Here is an 18,173-nt window from a genome sequence, read left to right as displayed (position 1 = left end):
TGATCTGATGCAGCGTCAGGGAGGGGGCACCGTAGCAATGCCGCCGTGAGATGAGAACAGCCGACGACACAAGAACAGGACAACAGGAGAACGGAACAACGTGAGAACGCGAGAACGGGAGAAAAGGAGGAACGCATGCGACCGCCCCTCGGCCCGGGGCGGAGGGGCGGTGCGGTGACGGTGTCCGGATCAGCCGGTGTCGGGATCAGCCGGTGGGCGTCGGGGACGGGGACGCGGACTCGGCCGGGGCCATGACTTGCAGGTCGATGTCGAGGGATCCGCCGCCGGGTGCGGTGAGACGCAGGCGGAAGGTGCCCGTGTTGGTGTCCGCGTAGATCTTCGGGAGCGTCAGCAGGCCGTTGGCGTCGGTCTTCAGGCCGGTGAGGGTGCGGATGGTGCGGCCCTGGGCGTCCTTGAAGTAGGGGCCCATGTCGTTCACACTCGGGTCCTCGCCGGACTTGATCATGGTGGCCGTCATCTCGACACCGGAGGCAGCCACGCCTCGGCAGGTGGCCTTGACCTGGATGGCGTCGGCGAACTCGCCGCCGGCCTCGGCCGTCTGCGCCTCGCTGCCGGTCCTCACGATCGTGTCCGCGACCCGCTGCGTCACGGTGGCGATGAAGTCGGCGGGCGCCAGGCTCCGTCCCTCGACAGTGGCGCGGACGGTGAAGGTGCCGGTCTTCTCGCCCGCGCGCAGGGCGGGAGCCGTGGCCGTGCCGTCTGCCCCGGTGAGCAGGACCACGCTCTCCTTGCCGTCCGGGAAGCGGGTGTCGGTGTCCCCGATGACGGTGAACCGCACGGCTTCCCGGGCCACGCCGTTGCCTGCGGAGTTCTCCACCCGGACCTTGGCGCGCTCGGTGAAGACCTGACCGGCCGTCGCCGTCATGCGCCCGGTGCCGGCGTCCTCGATGCGCGAGACGGGCGCGGGGGTGGGGGGCGGCGTCGGCGCGGGCGCGCCGCCGGGGTTCTCACCGGGCTGGGCGGGTCCGGTACCCGGCGTCGACGGCTTGGACGGGCCGGGCGTGGGCGTCGGTTTGGGGGTGGGAGTCGGGTTCGGGGTCGGAGTGGGCAGGGGCCCGGCGCTGTCGGGTCCGTCGCCCACGGGCAGCACACCGGTGCCGTCCGGGACCACGTGGGTGCCGCGCTTGTAGTACTCGAACCACGACATCACCGTGCGCAGGTACTCGCGCGAGTGGTTGTAGCCGAGGATCGCCCTGTCCAGGTCGTCCTGGACCGTCAGATCCCGGCCGCCGTGGCAGAGGTAGCGGCCGGCGGCGAGGGCGGCGTCGTAGATGTTGTTGGGGTCCTTGCGGCCGTCGCCGTTGGCGTCCTGCCCCCAGGTGGCCCAGGTGGATGGGATGAACTGCATGGGACCGACGGCCCGGTCGTGCACGGTGTCGCCGTCGTAGGCGCCGTTGTCGGTGTCGGAGATGTTCGCGAATCCGACGCCGTTCAGCACCGGGCCCAGGATCGGCGACAGCGTCGTGCCGTTCGCGTCCACCCGCCCGCCGCGCGCCTGACCCGACTCCACCTTGCCGATGGCCGCGAGCAGCTGCCACGGGAGACGGCACGCGGGATCGGTCTCGGCGAGGGTCCTCTCCGCCTGCTTGTACGCCGCGAGGACGGTCGCGGGTATGCCCGCCTCCCCGGGGCCGGTCACCGGCACATCACCCGAAGTGCCCGGATTGTCAGGGGTATTCAGTGGGGGGAGGTCCGTGTAGTACGGGGAGTTGCCGGTGACCGGCGTACCGGGCGGAGGAGTCGCATCGGTCGCTTCCTGACTTCCACCCGAGGTGGCGGGCGCGACGCCCGGCGCCTGGGAGGCGGAGAGTGCGGCCACGGCGGCCGCGGCAACGGCGGTCGTCGTGGCTCCCCTGCGCAGCCGGCGGCCGAATTGCGCTGCCATACGTCTGGTCCCTCCCCGTGGGCGGCTGGTCGCGCTCCCCTGCGCGAAGTCTCTCGTGACCCTAGTGCACCTGCGGGCCCCAGAACACCGGGCCCTGACCGGTATTCACCACTTCGCCACCTACCGGTACCGCGGATTCCGGATCCGCTGCGCACGGAGGGGGCACCGGGGAATCGCGCATACTGGGTCGCGTTGATCAACAGCGGTCTCCACAGGGGGATGACACCATGCCGTTCACCGTGAGCCACGCCGCGGCGGTGCTGCCGGGTATCCGGAGGGACGGGACGGCACGCGGACCTCTGCTCGCCTCGGCACTCGTCCTTGGTTCGTTCGCGCCCGACATGACCTATTTCGCGGCGAGTTTCGTACCGGGCGCGATGGAGTTCGGGGGCGTGACACACGGGCCCGTGGGAGTGCTCACGGTGGACGTCGCCGTCACCGCGGTGCTGCTCGCGCTCTGGCTGATGGTGCGTGATCCGCTGGTGGCACTCCTTCCGGACACCTGGCGGCCCCGGGTGCACACGGTCCTGCGGGGGCGCGACTGGCGGGACCGGCCGCCGCTGGTCGCCGCGTTCTGGTTCTACGTCTCGGCGGTGATCGGGGCGACGACGCATGTGGTGTGGGACGCGTTCACCCATGTCGACCGGTGGGGGGTGCGGTTGGTGCCCGTGCTGGGTGAGGTGGTCGCGGGGTTCCCGCTCTACACGTATACGCAGTACGGGAGTTCGGCCCTGGGGCTGGTCGCGCTGACCTGGTTCCTCGCTTCGGCGCTGCGCCGTGCGGAGCCGGCGACGCCGCAGCCCGGGCCCGGCCTGCCGCCGCTCGGCCGTAGTGAGCGCCGCGCGGCCGGGGCGGTGCTGGCGCTGTGCGTGCTCGCGGGGATCGTGCACCGCTGTGTGCGCTGGTACGCGTACTGGGGTCGCGTCGAGACTCCGCTCGACCTGATCCCGACCGTGTGCTTCGGCGCGGGGGCGGGGCTGGCGGCGGGTCTGCTGCTCTACGGGGCAGCGGCCCGGGTCCGCGCCCGCGGGTGACACCGGCGCCCCGGGGCACAAGGCCCCCGGGGCGCCGGTGTCCATGGAGAACTACTCAGTGGGCGGCGGACTCCCAGTCCGGGCCGACCCCCACCGAGACGTCCAGCGGCGCCCGCAGGGACACTGCCGAGGACATCTCCCGGCGGACGAGCGCCTCGACCTCCTCGCGCTCGCCCGGGGACACCTCCAGCACGATTTCGTCGTGGACCTGGAGCAGGAGGCGGGAGGTGAGCTTCGCCTCCGTCAGCGCGCGGTCCACGTTGAGCATGGCCACCTTGACGATGTCCGCCGCCGTGCCCTGGATCGGCGCGTTCAGCGCCATCCGCTCGGCCGCCTCCCGGCGCTGCCTGTTGTCGCTGTTCAGGTCGGGGAGATAGCGGCGGCGGCCCAGCATCGTCGCCGTGTAGCCCGTCGCCCGGGCCTCGTCGACGACGCGGCGCAGATAGTCGCGGACCCCGCCGAACCGCTCGAAGTAGGTGTCCATCAGGACGCGCGCCTCGGCCGGTTCGATGTTCAGCTGCTGGGAGAGGCCGAACGCCGAGAGCCCGTAGGCGAGTCCGTACGACATGGCCTTGATCTTGCGGCGCATCTCCGCGTCGACGGCGGACCGCTCCACCGAGAACACCTGGGAGGCGACCGTGGTGTGCAGGTCCTCGCCGGAGGTGAACGCCTCGATGAGGCCCTCGTCCTCCGACAGGTGCGCCATCACGCGCAGCTCGATCTGGCTGTAGTCGGCGGTCATCAGCGACTCGAAGCCCTCGCCCACCACGAACCCGCGGCGGATCGCGCGGCCCTCGTCCGTCCGCACCGGCACGTTCTGCAGGTTCGGGTCGGTGGACGAGAGGCGGCCCGTCGCGGCGACGGTCTGACTGAAGGTGGTGTGGATACGCCCGTCCGCCGCGATGGTCTTGATCAGGCCCTCGACCGTGGACCGCAGCCGGGCCTGCTCGCGGTGGCGCAGCATGATGACCGGCAGCTCGTGGTCGGTCTGGGCGGCGAGCCAGGCCAGCGCGTCCGCGTCCGTGGTGTAACCGGTCTTGGTCTTCTTGGTCTTCGGCAGGTTCAGCTCGCCGAAGAAGACCTCCTGGAGCTGCTTGGGCGAGCCGAGGTTGAACTCGTGGCCGACCGCGGCGTGCGCCTCCTTCACCGCCTGCTGCACGGCGCCGGCGAACTGCTGCTCCATCGCCTCCAGGTGGGCGCGGTCGGCGGCGATGCCGTGCCGCTCCATCCGTGCGAGCAGCAGGGATGTGGGCAGCTCCACGTCGTGGAGCAGGTCGGCCGCTCCGACCTCCGTCAGCCTCTCGCCGAATGCCTCACCCAGATCGAGGACCGCACGGGCCTGCGCCATCAGCGCGTCGGCCTCGGCCTGCTCGTCGGCGCCGAAGGCCAGCTGCCCGTCGGCCGCGGCGGGCGCGAGCTCACGGTGCAGGTACTCGACCGACAGGGCGTCCAGCGCGAAGGACCGGCGTCCGGGCTTGACGAGATACGCGGCGAGCGCGGTGTCCATCGTGACGCCCGCGATCTCCCAGCCGTGCTCCGGGAAGACCCGCAGGGCGTCCTTCGCGTTGTGCATGATCTTGGGGCGGGACGCGTCGGCGAGCCAGGCGGCGAACGCCTTCTCGTCCGACTCGTCCAGCTGCGTGGTGTCGATCCAGGCCGCCTTCCCGTCGGCGGCTGCAAGGGCTACCTCGCTGACATTGCCGACGCCCAGCGCCCAGCTGTGGACGGTGGCCACGCCCAGCGGCTGCGCGGCGTGCTGCTCCAGCCAGTACGCCAGCTCGCCGGAGCCCAGCACGCTGCCGTCGAGCTCGACGCCGGCGGCAGGGGCCGGGGCCTCCTCCGCCTCGGCGCCGGGGTCCACAGCGAGCAGCCGCTCGCGCAGGCTCGGATTGCGGATCTCCAGGACCTCCAGGAAACCCTTGAGCGCGGTGCGGTCGTAGGGAGCGCGCTCCAGGTCGGCGACGGACTTCGGCAGCTCCACGTCGCGCACCAGCTCGGTGAGGTGGCGGTTGAGCTTGACGGACTCCAGGTGGTCGCGCAGCGCCTGCCCGACCTTGCCCTTGACCTCGTCGGCGCGCTCGACCAGCTCGGCGAACGAGCCGAACTGGTTGATCCACTTCGTGGCCGTCTTCTCGCCGACCCCGGGGATGCCCGGCAGGTTGTCCGACGGGTCGCCGCGCAGGGCGGCGAAGTCCGGGTACTGCTGGGGGGTCAGGCCGTACTTCTCCTCGACCTTGGCCGGGGTGAAGCGGGTCAGCTCGGAGACGCCCTTGGTCGGGTACAGCACCGTGGTGTGCTCGCTGACCAGCTGGAACGAGTCCCGGTCGCCGGTGACGATCAGCACCTCGAAACCGGCGGCCTCCGCCTGCGTGGCCAGGGTGGCGATGACGTCGTCGGCCTCGAAGCCCTCGACGGCGAAGCGCACCGCGTTCATCGTGTCGAGCAGCTCGCCGATCAGCTCGACCTGCCCCTTGAACTCGTCCGGGGTCGTCGAGCGGTTCGCCTTGTACTCGGGGAAGTCCGCCGATCGCCAGGTCTTGCGGGACACGTCGAAGGCCACGGCGAAATGCGTGGGCGACTCGTCGCGCAGCGTGTTCGCCAGCATCGACGCGAAGCCGTAGATCGCGTTCGTCGTCTGGCCGCTCGCGGTCGTGAAATTCTCCGCGGGCAGCGCGAAGAACGCCCGGTACGCCAGGGAGTGCCCGTCCATGAGGAGCAGGCGCGGTCGGTTGTCTGCCGTCTTCTTCGATGCTGTCTCAGCCACGGACCCGATCCTGCCACGGACCACTGACATTCCCGACCGCCGTCCGCGGCGCCGGGCCCCTGCCCCCGGCGCCGGGCCCGTCCGGGGCGCCGGGTCACGTCGCGGCCTGGGCCGCTGTCGGTGGTACGTGAAAGGATCGGAGTCGTACCAGTGCACACGACGCTCGAAGGAGAGCGCGATGGCCAGCAAGCCGCCCGCAGGTGACCCGGTCCAGGACGCGCCCCAGGTCGCGGAGCCGCAGCATGCCGCGGCCGGCCTGCCCGCCATCGGGCACACCCTGCGCATCGCCCGGCAGCAGATGGGTGTGCGCCGCACGGCGCAGACACTGCTGCAGGTCAACCAGAAGGACGGCTTCGACTGTCCCGGCTGCGCCTGGCCCGAGGACGACAAGCGCCACGTCGCCGAGTTCTGCGAGAACGGGGCGAAGGCCGTCGCCGAGGAGGCGACGCTGCGCCGGGTGACGCCGGACTTCTTCGCCGCGCACCCGCTCGCCGACCTCGCGAACCGCAGTGGTTACTGGCTGGGCCAGCAGGGCCGTATCACCCAGCCCATGTACCTCCCGGAGGGCGCCGAGCGGTACGAGGCGGTGACCTGGGAGCGGGCGTTCGCGATCATCGCCGAGGAGCTGGGCGCGCTGTCGTCGCCGGACGAGGCGCTGTTCTACACATCGGGCCGCACGAGCAACGAGGCAGCGTTCCTGCTGCAGCTGTTCGCCCGCGAATTCGGGACGAACAATCTGCCCGACTGCTCCAACATGTGCCACGAGTCGTCCGGCTCCGCGCTGACCGAGACGATCGGCATCGGCAAGGGCAGCGTCTCGCTGGAGGACCTGCACCGGGCCGATCTGATCATCGTGGCCGGGCAGAACCCCGGGACGAACCACCCCCGGATGCTCTCGGCCCTGGAGAAGGCCAAGGGCGCGGGCGCGAGGATCATCTCCGTGAATCCGCTGCCCGAGGCGGGCCTGGAGCGGTTCAAGAACCCGCAGACCCCGCGCGGCATGGTCAAGGGCGTGTCCCTGACCGATCTGTTCCTGCAGATCCGCATCGGTGGTGACCAGGCGCTCTTCCGGCTGCTGAACAAGCTGGTCCTGGAGACGAAGCGCGCGGTCGACGAGGAGTTCGTCCGCGAACACACCCATGGGTACGAGGAGTTCGCTGCCGCCGCGCGGGCGGCGGACTGGGAGGACACCCTCGCCGCGACCGGCCTGCGGCGCGAGGAGATCGAGCGCGCACTCGCCATGGTGCTGGAGTCCGAGCGCGTCATCGTGTGCTGGGCGATGGGCCTGACCCAGCACAAGCACTCCGTGGCCACTATCCGCGAAGTGGTCAACTTCCTTCTGCTGCGGGGCAACATCGGCCGTCCGGGCGCGGGCGTGTGCCCGGTGCGCGGTCATTCGAATGTGCAGGGCGACCGCACGATGGGCATCTTCGAGCGTCCCTCGGAGGCGTTTCTGGACGCGTTGGAGAGGGAGTTCGGCTTCGCGCCGCCGCGCCACCACGGGCTGGACGTCGTCCGCTCGATCGAGGCGCTGCGCGACGGCCGGGCCAAGGTGTTCTTCGCCATGGGCGGCAACTTCGTGGGCGCGACCCCCGACACGGAGGTCACCGAGGCGGCGATGCGCCGGGCGCGCCTGACCGTGCACGTGTCGACGAAGCTGAACCGCTCCCACGCCGTCACCGGCCGGCGCGCGCTGATCCTGCCGACCCTGGGCCGCACCGACAAGGACGTCCAGGCGGGCGGCCGTCAGGTAGTCACCGTCGAGGACTCGATGGGCATGGTCCACGCCTCCCGGGGAAATCTGCCGCCCGCGAGCCCGCATCTGCTCTCCGAGCCGGCCATCGTCGCGCGGATGGCGCGCGCGGTGCTGGGGCCGGCGTCGACGACGCCCTGGGAGGAGTTCGAGAAGGACTACGGGACGATCCGCGACCGGATCGCCCGGGTGGTTCCCGGCTTCGAGGACTTCAACGAGAAGATCGCCCGGCCGGGCGGTTTCACCCTGCCCCACGCGCCGCGCGACGAGCGCCGCTTCCCGACCGCGACGGGGAAGGCGAACTTCACGGCGGCCCCCGTCGAGTACCCCGAGGTGCCCGAGGGCCGGCTGCTGCTGCAGACCCTGCGTTCGCACGACCAGTACAACACCACGATCTACGGTCTCGACGACCGTTACCGCGGCATCAAGGGCGGCCGCCGCGTGGTGCTCGTCCACCCCGAGGACGCGCGCGAGCTGGGACTGGCGGACGGTTCGTACGCCGATCTGGTCGGCGAGTGGAAGGACGGCGTCGAGCGCCGCGCGCCCGGTTTCCGGGTGGTCCACTACCCCACGGCGCGCGGCTGCGCCGCGGCCTACTACCCGGAGACGAACGTGCTGGTGCCGCTGGACTCCACGGCGGACACGAGCAACACCCCCGCCAGCAAGTCCGTGATCGTGCGTCTGGAACAATCTCCGTCCGCCTAAGCGTTTGCTCAGGCAGTCAGGGACAGCCGTACGACGATCGGAGCCGGCCCCATGGGCGAGCAGACCACCGTGAAGTTCCCGCAAGAGGTCATCGACGAGTACGCGGAGCTCGGCATCGACCTGCCCGCACTCTTCTCCGCCGGGAGCCTGGGCAACCGCATGGGCGTGCAGATCGTCGAGGCATCGGCAGACCGGGTCGTCGGCACGATGCCCGTGGAGGGCAACACCCAGCCGTACGGCCTCCTGCACGGCGGCGCCTCCGCGGTGCTGGCGGAGACGCTGGGATCGGTGGGCTCGATGCTCCACGGCGGCTCCTCCAAGATCGCGGTGGGCGTCGATCTCAACTGCACGCACCACCGCGGGGTGCGCTCGGGTCAGGTCACCGGCGTGGCCACGCCGGTGCACCGGGGGCGCTCGACGGCCACGTACGAGATCGTGATCACGGACGAGCAGGACAAGCGGGTCTGCACGGCGCGGCTGACGTGCCTGCTGCGCGACGCCCAGGGCTGAGTCGCCGACCGGCGGCCCGCCGCCCCGGGCCGCCGCCTCCGCCTCCGCCCGGCCGACGAGACCTCAGGTCTCGGCCCGCCACCCCGGCCGCCGCCTCCGCCCGGGCCCGCCCGCCAGGGGGCCCGTGGTCCCGCCCGCCCCAGGGGTCCGGCGCCTCTCCGGCCGGCCGGCAGCGCCGCCTGAGGCGCTTTGCGGGGCAAGGTCACGCTTTGCGGATGCATCGCCGTTCCGGACCGTTGTGTCACCGATGGTGACGGCCTAGCGTCTCCTCATGGCCACCAAGCCGCACAGTCAGGCCAGGTACGCCGTCGGCGCACTCCTGCTCTCCCTCACCGCGGCCGCCTGCTCGACCGCCCCCATCGCCGGTCATCCGGGGCCGTCAACTCCCGCACCGCAGACCACTTCTCCGGCCCAGATTTGCACAAGTCTCGTCTCGTACTGGGCCAAAGAGACCCTCAAGGGCAGCAAATGGTCGGGAATCGACTGGGAACAAAAAGGGCTTTCCAATGATCAGTACGCCCTCCATGAGAGCATCGTCGCCGCAGCCCGCGCCGAGGAAAAGCGCCAAGGGCGGCGGAAAGCGCTGGAACTGATCGACCACCAGGCGAAACGGGAGTGCGAGAAGCGGAACGGAGCGACCGGCAGTTCCGAGAACTGGCGCCCACCGCACGGAGTCCACTCCCCGCAATGACTGACGAGGTGTCCGGAATTCGGACAGTGGCCGATTACTCAGCGCGGCAGAGTCCGACCGATTCACCTCCCCGACATGACGCCGCAACATGATCCACATCTGCGCCTCCGTCACTCTGGGTAACGAAGATCGTGTCCGGAATTCGGTTTCGGCCTCGCGGTTGCCTGTGGCTCCTATGTCCCAGTAACCCGAGCAAACTCCTGGCAGGTGTCAGGACCAAGAACTATCCAAGCCCCTTAGCGGAACTGCAGATTCTCACCATGTGGGCATTCCGCACCCTGGCCAAAAGCCCGATCTGTCCATACTCCCCCCACACATCTTTGGCCTTGGCATAACAAGAGCGTCACATCCTGACTTCCCGACTCCCAGGCTCCCCCGCCTCCGCCTAGAGTCACGGCCAGTCACCGCGCCGAAGGGCGCGCCTTCAGCAGGCCGTGTATCTCCGCAGTACGGCCCGGCGAAGAAACGGCACCTCAGCAGAGGGGGCCGCGCCAGGGAAAGGATTAATCGTGCGACACCGTTCCTTGCTCATCCTCACCACCATGGTCACCACAGGAGCGCTCACCCTCTCCGCCTGCGGCTCGCGCGACGACAACAAGGGTGGCAGCAATGAGGGTGGCGGCAAGACCACCGTTGTCATCGGTGTCGATGCGCCGCTCACCGGCTCCCTCTCCGCGCTCGGCCAGGGCATCAAGAACTCCGTGGACCTGGCGGTCAAGACCGCCAACAAGAACAACGAGGTCCCCGGCGTCGAGTTCAAGATCGAAGCCCTCGACGACCAGGCCGTTCCCGCCTCCGGTCAGGCCAACGCCACCAAACTGGTCGGCAACAAGGACGTCCTCGGCGTCGTCGGACCGCTGAACTCCGGCGTGTCCCAGTCGATGCAGGGTGTCTTCAACACGGCCAACCTCACCCAGGTCTCCCCGGCCAACACCAACCCGGCGCTCAGCCAGGGCGACAACTGGGCCAAGGGCGAGAAGAAGCGGCCGTTCGCCACCTACTTCCGTACCGCCACGACGGACGTCATCCAGGGCAAGTTCGCCGCCCAGTACCTGTACAACGACGCCAAGAAGCGCAAGGTCTTCGTCGTCGACGACAAGCAGACCTACGGCGCCGGCCTCGCGGCGATCTTCGCCGAGGAGTTCAAGCGCCTCGGCGGCACCATCGCCGGCACCGACCACGTGACCGTGAAGGAGACCGACTTCTCCTCCACCGCCGACAAGGTCAAGGCCACCGGCGCGGACTCCGTCTACTTCGGTGGTCAGTACCCCGAGGGCGGCCTGCTCTCCGACCAGGTCAAGAAGGCCGGAGCGAAGATCCCCACCATGGGTGGCGACGGCATCTACGACCCGGCGTTCATCAAGGCCTCGGGTGTGGCCAACGACGGCGACCTCGCGACCTCCGTCGGCTACCCGGTCGAGAAGCTCCCGACCGCCAAGAAGTTCATCGAGGACTACAAGGCCGGCGGCTACAAGGACCCGTACGCGGCGTACGGCGGCTACTCCTACGACGCAGCCTGGAGCATCATCCAGGCCGTCAAGGCGGTCGTCGCGGCCAACGACGGCAAGGTGCCGGCCGACGCCCGCAAGAAGGTCACCGACGCGATGTCCAAGGTCTCCTTCGACGGTGTGACCGGCAAGGTCTCGTTCGACGAGTTCGGCGACACCACCAACAAGCAGCTCACCGTGTACGCGGTGAAGGGTGCCGACTGGACCGACGTCAAGTCCGCGACCTTCGAGGACTGATCCCGGACGGACCGCTCCGCGGTTCCATCCCCCGGACCCCACCGAACTGAACACAGCCGCGCGAGGGCGCAAACAGCGCCCTCGCGCGGACTCATATCCGACACGCTCATCGGAGGCCCTGCGGTGAACGAACTGCCGCAACAGCTGGCCAACGGCCTTGCCCTCGGCGCCCTTTATGGTCTGATCGCCATCGGGTACACCATGGTCTACGGCATCGTCCAGCTCATCAACTTCGCCCACGGCGAGATCTTCATGATCGGGGGCTTCGGCGCCCTCACCACCTATATATGGCTCCCCAGCGGAACCAGTCTCCTGGTGGCGATACCACTCATGATCATCGGCGGCGCCATTGCCTCCGTCGCCGTCGCCACGGCCGCGGAGCGCTTCGCCTACCGGCCACTGCGCTCCGCACCACGGCTCGCCCCGCTCATCACGGCGATCGGTCTGTCCATCGCCCTGCAGCAGCTCGTCTGGGGGTTCTACCCCGACGCCAAGGCGGCGAAGAGCTTCCCCGAGTTCACCGGGGACTCCTTCAAGATCTTTGACAACCTCGCCATCCAGCGCGCCGACGCCTTCGTGCTCGTCCTCGCCCCGCTGTGCATGCTCGCCCTCGGTCTCTTCGTCTCCAAGAGCCGCAGCGGCCGCGCCATGCAGGCCACCGCGCAGGACCCCGACACCGCGAAGCTGATGGGCATCAACACCGACCGCATCATCGTGATGGCGTTCGCCATCGGTGCCGCCTTCGCAGCGGTCGCCGCGGTCGCCTACGGCCTCGACAAGGGCCAGATCAACTTCGAGATGGGCTTCATCCTCGGCCTGAAGGCGTTCACCGCCGCCGTGCTCGGCGGCATCGGCAACATCTACGGCGCCATGGTGGGCGGCGTGGTGCTCGGCCTCGCCGAGGCGCTGTCGATCGCCTACATCGAGGAAATCCCCGGCATGCAGCAGCTCGGCGGTGGCGCCTGGTCCAACGTCTGGGCTTTCGTACTCCTCATCGTCGTGCTCCTCGTCAGGCCGCAGGGTCTGCTCGGTGAGCGCGTCGCGGATCGGGCGTGAGAACGATGACCACCGACACCACCAAGACGGCCGGTACCGCTCAGGAGACGTCCCGCGCCACCGCACTGCGCTGGGTGACCGCCCTCGGCGGCGCCGCCACCGTCGCCAGCACCTTCCTGGCATGGACCTGGACCGACGCGTTCCCCGGCGACCTCACCGTCACCGGCTACCCCGGCGGCCTGCAGGTCCTCACCCTCACGGCCGGCCTGCTCGTCGCTCTGTACGCGCTCGCGTCCCTCGGCATCAAGGGGCTCGGCTGGCTGGCTCCGACGGGCACCACCAAGGCCCTCAAGCTCTTCGCGCTGGGCGCCTTCGCCACCACGTGGTTCACCGTCGTCGCCATCACCGTCGAACTCGGCGGCGTCGTGAACCTGGAGCCCGGCGGCTACGTCGCCGCGGTGACCTCCGCGATACCCCTCGCCGCGGCGTTCATGCTCCCGGACGACAGCCGCAAGGCCGTCAAGCCCAAGGAGCTTCCCTCCTGGGCCGAGATCCTGATCATCGTGGCCACGTTCGCCGTCGGGCTCTTCGTGATCACCTACGGCATCGACACCGAGTACGCCGAGCTGTTCACCGGCTACCTGATCACCGTCGGCTTCGCCGTCGCGGCGCTCTTCAAGGCCGGTCTGATCGCACGGCTCTCGGCCGTCACCGCCAAGTACCGCCAGGTCACGGTGATCGCCGCCTTCGTCGCCGCCGCGGCCTTCCCCTTCACCCAGAGCACCGACCAGTACACGCTCGTCGCGGTCAACATCCTCATCTTCGCGACCGTGGCTCTCGGTCTGAACGTCGTCGTCGGCCTCGCCGGCCTGCTCGACCTCGGATACGTCGCCTTCCTCGGCGTCGGCGCCTACACCGCCGCCCTCGTCTCCGGATCGACGGCCTCCGCCTTCGACCTGCACTTCCCCTTCTGGGCCGCGGTGCTCACCGGCGCCGTCGTGTCACTGATCTTCGGTGTCGTCATCGGTGCCCCCACGCTGCGACTTCGCGGCGACTACCTCGCCATCGTCACCCTGGGCTTCGGAGAGATCTTCCGCATCGCCATGGGCAACCTCGACGGCGTATCCGGCCCGCAGATCACCAACGGCCCCAACGGCATTCCGAACATCCCCGACCTCGAGTTCTTCGGGTTCAACTTCGGGCAGCCCCACACCGTGCTCGGCATCGAGCTCGGCGCCTACGCCAACTACTACCTGCTCATGCTGCTCGCGACGATCCTCGTCGTCCTGGTCTTCAGCCGCGCCGGCAGCTCCCGCATCGGCCGCGCCTGGGTCGCGATCCGCGAGGACGAGACCGCCGCCACCGCCATGGGCATCAACGGCTTCCGCGTCAAGCTCATCGCCTTCGCCCTCGGCGCCACGCTCGCCGGCCTCGCCGGCACCGTGCAGGCACACGTCCAGCACACGGTGGTCCCCGAGATGTACCAGTTCGCCGGTCCCGTACCGCCCAACTCGGCCTTCCTCCTGGCGGCCGTCATCCTCGGCGGCATGGGCACCATCAGCGGACCGCTCCTCGGCGCCACGCTCCTCTACATGATCCCGGCCAAGCTGCAGTTCCTTCAGGACTACCAGCTCCTCGGCTTCGGTATCGCCCTCATCCTGCTGATGCGCTTCCGCCCCGAGGGACTCATCGCCAACCGGCGCGCCCAGCTCGAATACCACGAGACCGATCAACTCGACGTCCCGGACAAGGGACTCCCCGACTCCGGCGTCGGCGTCGCCAAGGCGGGGGCGTGAAGGACATGACGACCACGACCAGCACCACGACCCAGACCGTCCTCGAGGCCAGCGGCGTCACGATGCGATTCGGCGGCCTCACCGCCGTGCGCTCCGTCGACCTGACGGTCAACGCCGGGGAGATCGTCGGCCTCATCGGCCCCAACGGCGCCGGCAAGACGACGTTCTTCAACTGCCTCACCGGCCTGTACATCCCGACGGAGGGCACCGTCTCCTACAAGGGGACCGTCCTGCCGCCCAAGCCGCACCTGGTCACCAAGGCGGGCATCGCCCGTACCTTCCAGAACATCCGGCTGTTCGCCAACATGACCGTCCTGGAGAACGTCCTGGTCGGCCGGCACACCCGGACCAAGGAAGGTCTCTGGTCCGCCCTCCTGCGCGGGCCCGGCTTCAAGAAGGCGGAGGCCGCGTCCCACGCACGGGCCATGGAACTCCTGGAGTTCATCGGCCTGGAGCACAAGGCCGACCACCTCGCCCGCAACCTGCCCTACGGCGAGCAGCGCAAGCTGGAGATCGCCCGCGCACTGGCGAGCGACCCCGGCCTGCTGCTGCTCGACGAGCCCACGGCGGGCATGAACCCGCAGGAGACCCGGGCCGCCGAGGAACTCATCTTCGCCATCCGGGACATGGGCATCGCCGTGCTCGTCATCGAGCACGACATGCGCTTCATCTTCAACCTCTGCGACCGCGTCGCGTGTCTCGTCCAGGGCGAGAAGCTCGTCGAGGGCACGGCGTCGGTCGTCCAGGGCGACGAGCGTGTCGTGGCGGCGTACCTCGGTACGCCCTTCGAGGGCGAGCCGGGTGAGGCGGAGGCCGCGGAGGTGGCGGCCGCCGAGGCGGACGCGTCCGCCGAGCGCGACACGGCCGCGAAGGCCGGGACCGAGGCCCGGGCAGACGCCGACGCCGAGGCCCCGGGCGAGACGTCCGACGACCCCGAGGCCGACGCGTCCGCCGACGACGCATCCGCCCAGGCGGACGCCGACGCCGACGCCGAGAACGACCGGAACGACGACGGCGAGGAGAGCGACGACAGCGACGGGGACGACGACGCCCCCGCCGCCGAGCCGCCCGCCGACACCGCGTCGGGCGACGAAACAAGCACCACCGGCAAGGAAGGAGAGGAGAAGTGACCGCACTCCTCGAAGTCGAGGACCTCAGGGTCGCCTACGGCAAGATCGAGGCCGTCAAGGGCATCTCCTTCTCCGTCGAGGCCGGCCAGGTCGTCACCCTCATCGGCACCAACGGTGCCGGCAAGACCACGACCTTGCGCACGCTGTCCGGACTGCTCAAGCCGTCCGGAGGCAGGATCTCGTTCGACGGGAAGCCCCTCAGCGGCATTCCCGCGCACAAGATCGTGTCGCTGGGCCTGGCCCACTCCCCCGAGGGCCGGCACATCTTCCCGCGCCTCACCATCGCGGAGAACCTCCACCTCGGAGCGTTCCTGCGCAGCGACAAGGAGGGGATCGAGAGGGACATCCAGCGTGCCTACGACCTCTTCCCGATCCTCGGTGAGCGCCGCAAGCAGGCGGCGGGAACACTGTCCGGCGGTGAGCAGCAGATGCTCGCCATGGGGCGCGCGCTGATGTCGCAGCCGAAGCTGCTCATGCTCGACGAGCCCTCCATGGGACTCTCGCCGATCATGATGCAGAAGATCATGGCGACCATCTCGGAGCTGAAGGCCCAGGGCACGACGATCCTCCTCGTCGAACAGAACGCCCAGGCCGCTCTCTCCCTGGCCGACCGGGCCTACGTCATGGAGGTCGGCAAGGTCGTGCTCTCCGGCACCGGCCAGGACCTGCTCCACGACGAGTCCGTCCGCAAGGCCTACCTCGGCGAGGACTGACCCCGGCAGACGGAAAGGGCCCGCACCCCCTGGGGGGTGCGGGCCCTTTGCGCGTCGACAGCGGGGCTACTGGCCCTTCGCCGCCTTCTTCTCCTCCGCGTCCTCGATGACCGCCTCCGCGACCTGCTGCATCGACAGGCGCCGGTCCATCGACGTCTTCTGGATCCAGCGGAACGCGGCCGGCTCCGTCAGCCCGTACTGGGTCTGGAGGATGCTCTTGGCGCGGTCGACCAGCTTGCGCGTCTCCAGGCGCTGGGAGAGGTCGGCGACCTCCTTCTCCAGGGCCTTCAGCTCGGTGAAGCGGGAGACCGCCATCTCGATCGCCGGCACGACGTCGCTCTTGCTGAACGGCTTCACGAGGTACGCCATGGCACCGGCGTCGCGCGCCCGCTCGACGAGGTCGCGCTGCGAGAACGCGGTGAGCATCAGGACCGGGGCGATGGACTCCTCGGCGATCTTCTCGGCCGCGGAGATCCCGTCGAGGACCGGCATCTTCACATCGAGGATCACCAGGTCGGGGCGGTGCTCCCGGGCCAGCTCGATGGCGCGCTGGCCGTCACCGGCCTCGCCGACGACCGCGTACCCCTCTTCCTCGAGCATCTCTTTGAGGTCGAGCCGGATGAGGGCCTCGTCCTCGGCGATGACGACACGGGTCGTCAGCGGCGGTACATGCGACTGGTCGTCGTCATCGGCGATCGGCTGGGGCGACTCGGGGGCAGTCACGGGACTCCTCGTTCCAAAGCAGGGTGCTCCCCATGAGCCTACCCAGCTCCTGTATGGTTGGGGCACGAAGGGTTTGCGTAATCCTTCATTTCCAAGGGCGCCCCGGTAGCCCAGCGGTAGAGGCAATGGTCTCAAACACCATCCAGCGTCGGTTCGAATCCGACCCGGGGTACTTTCCCTGAAATTCCAAGGTCGCAACACGAGGCCCCTCTCCGGAGGGGCCTTTCCGTGTCACCGAGCCGTGCTGTCGCTCTCGCCGATGTGGTGCACCCGGACCAGGTTGGTCGATCCCGGGACGCCCGGCGGGGATCCGGCCGTGATGACGACGATGTCGCCCTTCTGGCAGCGGCCGATCTTCAGCAGTTCCTCGTCCACCTGCGCCACCATCGCGTCGGTCGACTCCACGTGCGGGCCGAGGAAAGTCTCCACGCCCCACGTGAGGTTGAGCTGCGAACGCGTGGACGGGTCCGGGGTGAAGGCGAGGAGGGGAATCGGGGAGCGGTAGCGCGAGAGGCGGCGGACCGTGTCGCCGGACTGGGTGAAGGCGACGAGGAACTTGGCGCCGAGGAAGTCGCCCATCTCGGCGGCCGCGCGGGCGACGGCGCCGCCCTGGGTGCGGGGCTTGTTGCGCTCGGTCAGGGGCGGCAGGCCCTTGGCGAGGACGTCCTCCTCGGCCGCCTCGACGATGCGGCTCATGGTCCGGACGGTCTCGACGGGGTACTTGCCGACGCTGGTCTCGCCCGAGAGCATCACGGCGTCGGTGCCGTCCATGACGGCGTTGGCGACGTCGGACGCCTCGGCGCGGGTGGGCCTGCTGTTGTCGATCATCGAGTCGAGCATCTGGGTGGCGACGATGACCGGCTTGGCGTTGCGCTTGGCCAGCTTGACGGCCCTCTTCTGGACGATGGGCACCTGTTCCAGCGGCATTTCGACGCCGAGGTCCCCGCGGGCCACCATGATGCCGTCGAAGGCGGCGACGATGTCGTCGATGTTCTCCACGGCCTGCGGCTTCTCGACCTTGGCGATGACGGGCACGCGCCGGCCCTCCTCCGCCATGACGCGGTGGACGTCGTCGATGTCGCGGCCGCTGCGGACGAAGGACAGCGCGATGATGTCCGCGCCGATGCGCAGGGCCCAGCGCAGGTCCTCGACGTCCTTCTCGGAGAGGGCGGGGACGGAGACGGCGACGCCCGGAAGGTTGAGGCCCTTGTGGTCGGAGACCATGCCGCCTTCGGCGACGACGGTGCGCACCCGGGTGCCGTCGACCTCGGTGACCTCGAGGGCGACCTTGCCGTCGTCGACGAGGATGCGCTCGCCGCGCGTGACGTCGGCGGTCAGTCCCTTGTAGGTGGTTCCGCAGATGTGGCGGTCGCCCTCCACGTCCTCGACGGTAATGGTGAATTCGTCGCCGCGTTCGAGCAGTACGGGGCCTTCACGAAAGCGTCCGAGACGAATCTTCGGGCCTTGAAGGTCGGCGAGGACGCCGACACTGCGGCCGGTTGCGTCGGAGGCCTTCCGCACATGCTCGTAACGTTGCTCGTGGTCGGTGTAGGAGCCGTGGCTGAGGTTGAAGCGGGCGACGTCCATTCCGGCTTCGACCAGGGCTTTGATCTGGTCGTACGTGTCGGTGGCGGGCCCCAGGGTACAGACGATCTTTGCTCGGCGCATGGCACGAGCCTATGGCTTACCGGCGGGTAGAGAATTGGC

Annotated in this window: 13 protein-coding genes and 1 tRNA gene; 10 read left to right on the top strand and 4 right to left on the bottom strand. The window is 69.4% G+C overall.

Going from position 1 to position 18,173, the window contains the following annotated elements; all coding sequences use genetic code 11:
- Positions 1–205 precede the first annotated feature (205 nt).
- Positions 206–1,906, bottom strand: coding sequence for a lytic murein transglycosylase (locus ACF08N_RS29955; protein WP_392327846.1), 1,701 nt, complete (start codon positions 1,904–1,906; stop codon positions 206–208).
- A 227-nt stretch (positions 1,907–2,133) separates the two neighbouring features.
- On the opposite strand from ACF08N_RS29955, the gene ACF08N_RS29950 reads away from it, so the two are divergent.
- A complete protein-coding gene (locus tag ACF08N_RS29950; protein ID WP_392327845.1) occupies positions 2,134–2,940 on the top strand; it encodes a DUF4184 family protein in 807 nt (268 codons plus the stop codon).
- A 55-nt stretch (positions 2,941–2,995) separates the two neighbouring features.
- Here ACF08N_RS29950 and polA read toward each other — a convergent pair whose 3' ends face one another.
- Entirely contained in the window at positions 2,996–5,704 is a 2,709-nt protein-coding gene (polA, locus tag ACF08N_RS29945; RefSeq protein ID WP_392327844.1) for a DNA polymerase I, read from the bottom strand.
- A 178-nt stretch (positions 5,705–5,882) separates the two neighbouring features.
- On the opposite strand from polA, the gene ACF08N_RS29940 reads away from it, so the two are divergent.
- The 8 genes from ACF08N_RS29940 to ACF08N_RS29905 all read left to right on the top strand — a co-directional run bounded on the left by ACF08N_RS29940 (position 5,883) and on the right by ACF08N_RS29905 (position 15,743).
- Complete coding sequence (locus ACF08N_RS29940; RefSeq protein WP_392327843.1) at positions 5,883–8,162, top strand: FdhF/YdeP family oxidoreductase; 2,280 nt, start codon at positions 5,883–5,885, stop codon at positions 8,160–8,162.
- Between the two features lie 51 nt (positions 8,163–8,213).
- Complete coding sequence (locus ACF08N_RS29935; RefSeq protein WP_392327842.1) at positions 8,214–8,672, top strand: PaaI family thioesterase; 459 nt, start codon at positions 8,214–8,216, stop codon at positions 8,670–8,672.
- A 271-nt stretch (positions 8,673–8,943) separates the two neighbouring features.
- Complete coding sequence (locus ACF08N_RS29930; RefSeq protein WP_392327841.1) at positions 8,944–9,363, top strand: hypothetical protein; 420 nt, start codon at positions 8,944–8,946, stop codon at positions 9,361–9,363.
- 509 nt (positions 9,364–9,872) lie between these two features.
- Positions 9,873–11,108: a branched-chain amino acid ABC transporter substrate-binding protein gene (locus ACF08N_RS29925; RefSeq protein WP_392327840.1), complete on the top strand. Its 1,236-nt coding sequence runs from the start codon at positions 9,873–9,875 to the stop codon at positions 11,106–11,108.
- Positions 11,109–11,231: 123 nt separating this feature from the next.
- Positions 11,232–12,164 carry a branched-chain amino acid ABC transporter permease gene (locus ACF08N_RS29920; protein WP_392327839.1) on the top strand — a complete coding sequence of 311 codons (933 nt, stop codon included), beginning with the start codon at positions 11,232–11,234 and terminating at the stop codon, positions 12,162–12,164.
- A 5-nt stretch (positions 12,165–12,169) separates the two neighbouring features.
- Positions 12,170–13,900, top strand: coding sequence for a branched-chain amino acid ABC transporter permease (locus ACF08N_RS29915; protein WP_392327900.1), 1,731 nt, complete (start codon positions 12,170–12,172; stop codon positions 13,898–13,900).
- A 5-nt stretch (positions 13,901–13,905) separates the two neighbouring features.
- Positions 13,906–15,030: an ABC transporter ATP-binding protein gene (locus ACF08N_RS29910; RefSeq protein ID WP_392327838.1), complete on the top strand. Its 1,125-nt coding sequence runs from the start codon at positions 13,906–13,908 to the stop codon at positions 15,028–15,030.
- Positions 15,027–15,743 (top strand): ABC transporter ATP-binding protein, encoded by a 717-nt coding sequence (locus ACF08N_RS29905; protein ID WP_392327837.1) that lies wholly within the window; start codon positions 15,027–15,029, stop codon positions 15,741–15,743. Before ACF08N_RS29910 ends, ACF08N_RS29905 begins: the two co-directional genes overlap by 4 nt.
- A 66-nt stretch (positions 15,744–15,809) precedes the next feature.
- On the opposite strand, the gene ACF08N_RS29900 is transcribed toward ACF08N_RS29905, so the two are convergent.
- Entirely contained in the window at positions 15,810–16,466 is a 657-nt protein-coding gene (locus ACF08N_RS29900) for an ANTAR domain-containing response regulator (RefSeq protein ID WP_392327836.1), read from the bottom strand.
- A 99-nt stretch (positions 16,467–16,565) separates the two neighbouring features.
- Here ACF08N_RS29900 and ACF08N_RS29895 point away from each other — a divergent pair.
- Positions 16,566–16,638, top strand: a tRNA-Leu gene (locus tag ACF08N_RS29895).
- A gap of 59 nt (positions 16,639–16,697) precedes the next feature.
- Here ACF08N_RS29895 and pyk read toward each other — a convergent pair.
- Positions 16,698–18,134 carry a pyruvate kinase gene (gene pyk, locus ACF08N_RS29890; protein WP_392327835.1) on the bottom strand — a complete coding sequence of 479 codons (1,437 nt, stop codon included), beginning with the start codon at positions 18,132–18,134 and terminating at the stop codon, positions 16,698–16,700.
- Positions 18,135–18,173: the final 39 nt, after the last annotated feature.

The sequence above is a fragment of the Streptomyces sp. NPDC015127 genome, from assembly GCF_043080095.1.
Classification (GTDB): Bacteria; Actinomycetota; Actinomycetes; order Streptomycetales; family Streptomycetaceae; genus Streptomyces.
This window is presented reverse-complemented; position numbering and strand designations above follow the sequence as displayed.

Excerpts from the sequence above, each read along its gene's own strand:
- ACF08N_RS29955 (WP_392327846.1), bottom strand. The coding sequence starts at position 1,906 with ATGGCAGCGCAATTCGGCCGCCGGCTGCGCAGGGGAGCCACGACGACC.
- ACF08N_RS29935 (WP_392327842.1), top strand. The coding sequence starts at position 8,214 with ATGGGCGAGCAGACCACCGTGAAGTTCCCGCAAGAGGTCATCGACGAG.
- ACF08N_RS29930 (WP_392327841.1), top strand. The coding sequence starts at position 8,944 with ATGGCCACCAAGCCGCACAGTCAGGCCAGGTACGCCGTCGGCGCACTC.
- ACF08N_RS29915 (WP_392327900.1), top strand. The coding sequence starts at position 12,170 with ATGACCACCGACACCACCAAGACGGCCGGTACCGCTCAGGAGACGTCC.
- ACF08N_RS29940 (WP_392327843.1), top strand. The coding sequence starts at position 5,883 with ATGGCCAGCAAGCCGCCCGCAGGTGACCCGGTCCAGGACGCGCCCCAG.
- ACF08N_RS29950 (WP_392327845.1), top strand. The coding sequence starts at position 2,134 with ATGCCGTTCACCGTGAGCCACGCCGCGGCGGTGCTGCCGGGTATCCGG.
- ACF08N_RS29910 (WP_392327838.1), top strand. The coding sequence starts at position 13,906 with ATGACGACCACGACCAGCACCACGACCCAGACCGTCCTCGAGGCCAGC.
- pyk (WP_392327835.1), bottom strand. The coding sequence starts at position 18,134 with ATGCGCCGAGCAAAGATCGTCTGTACCCTGGGGCCCGCCACCGACACG.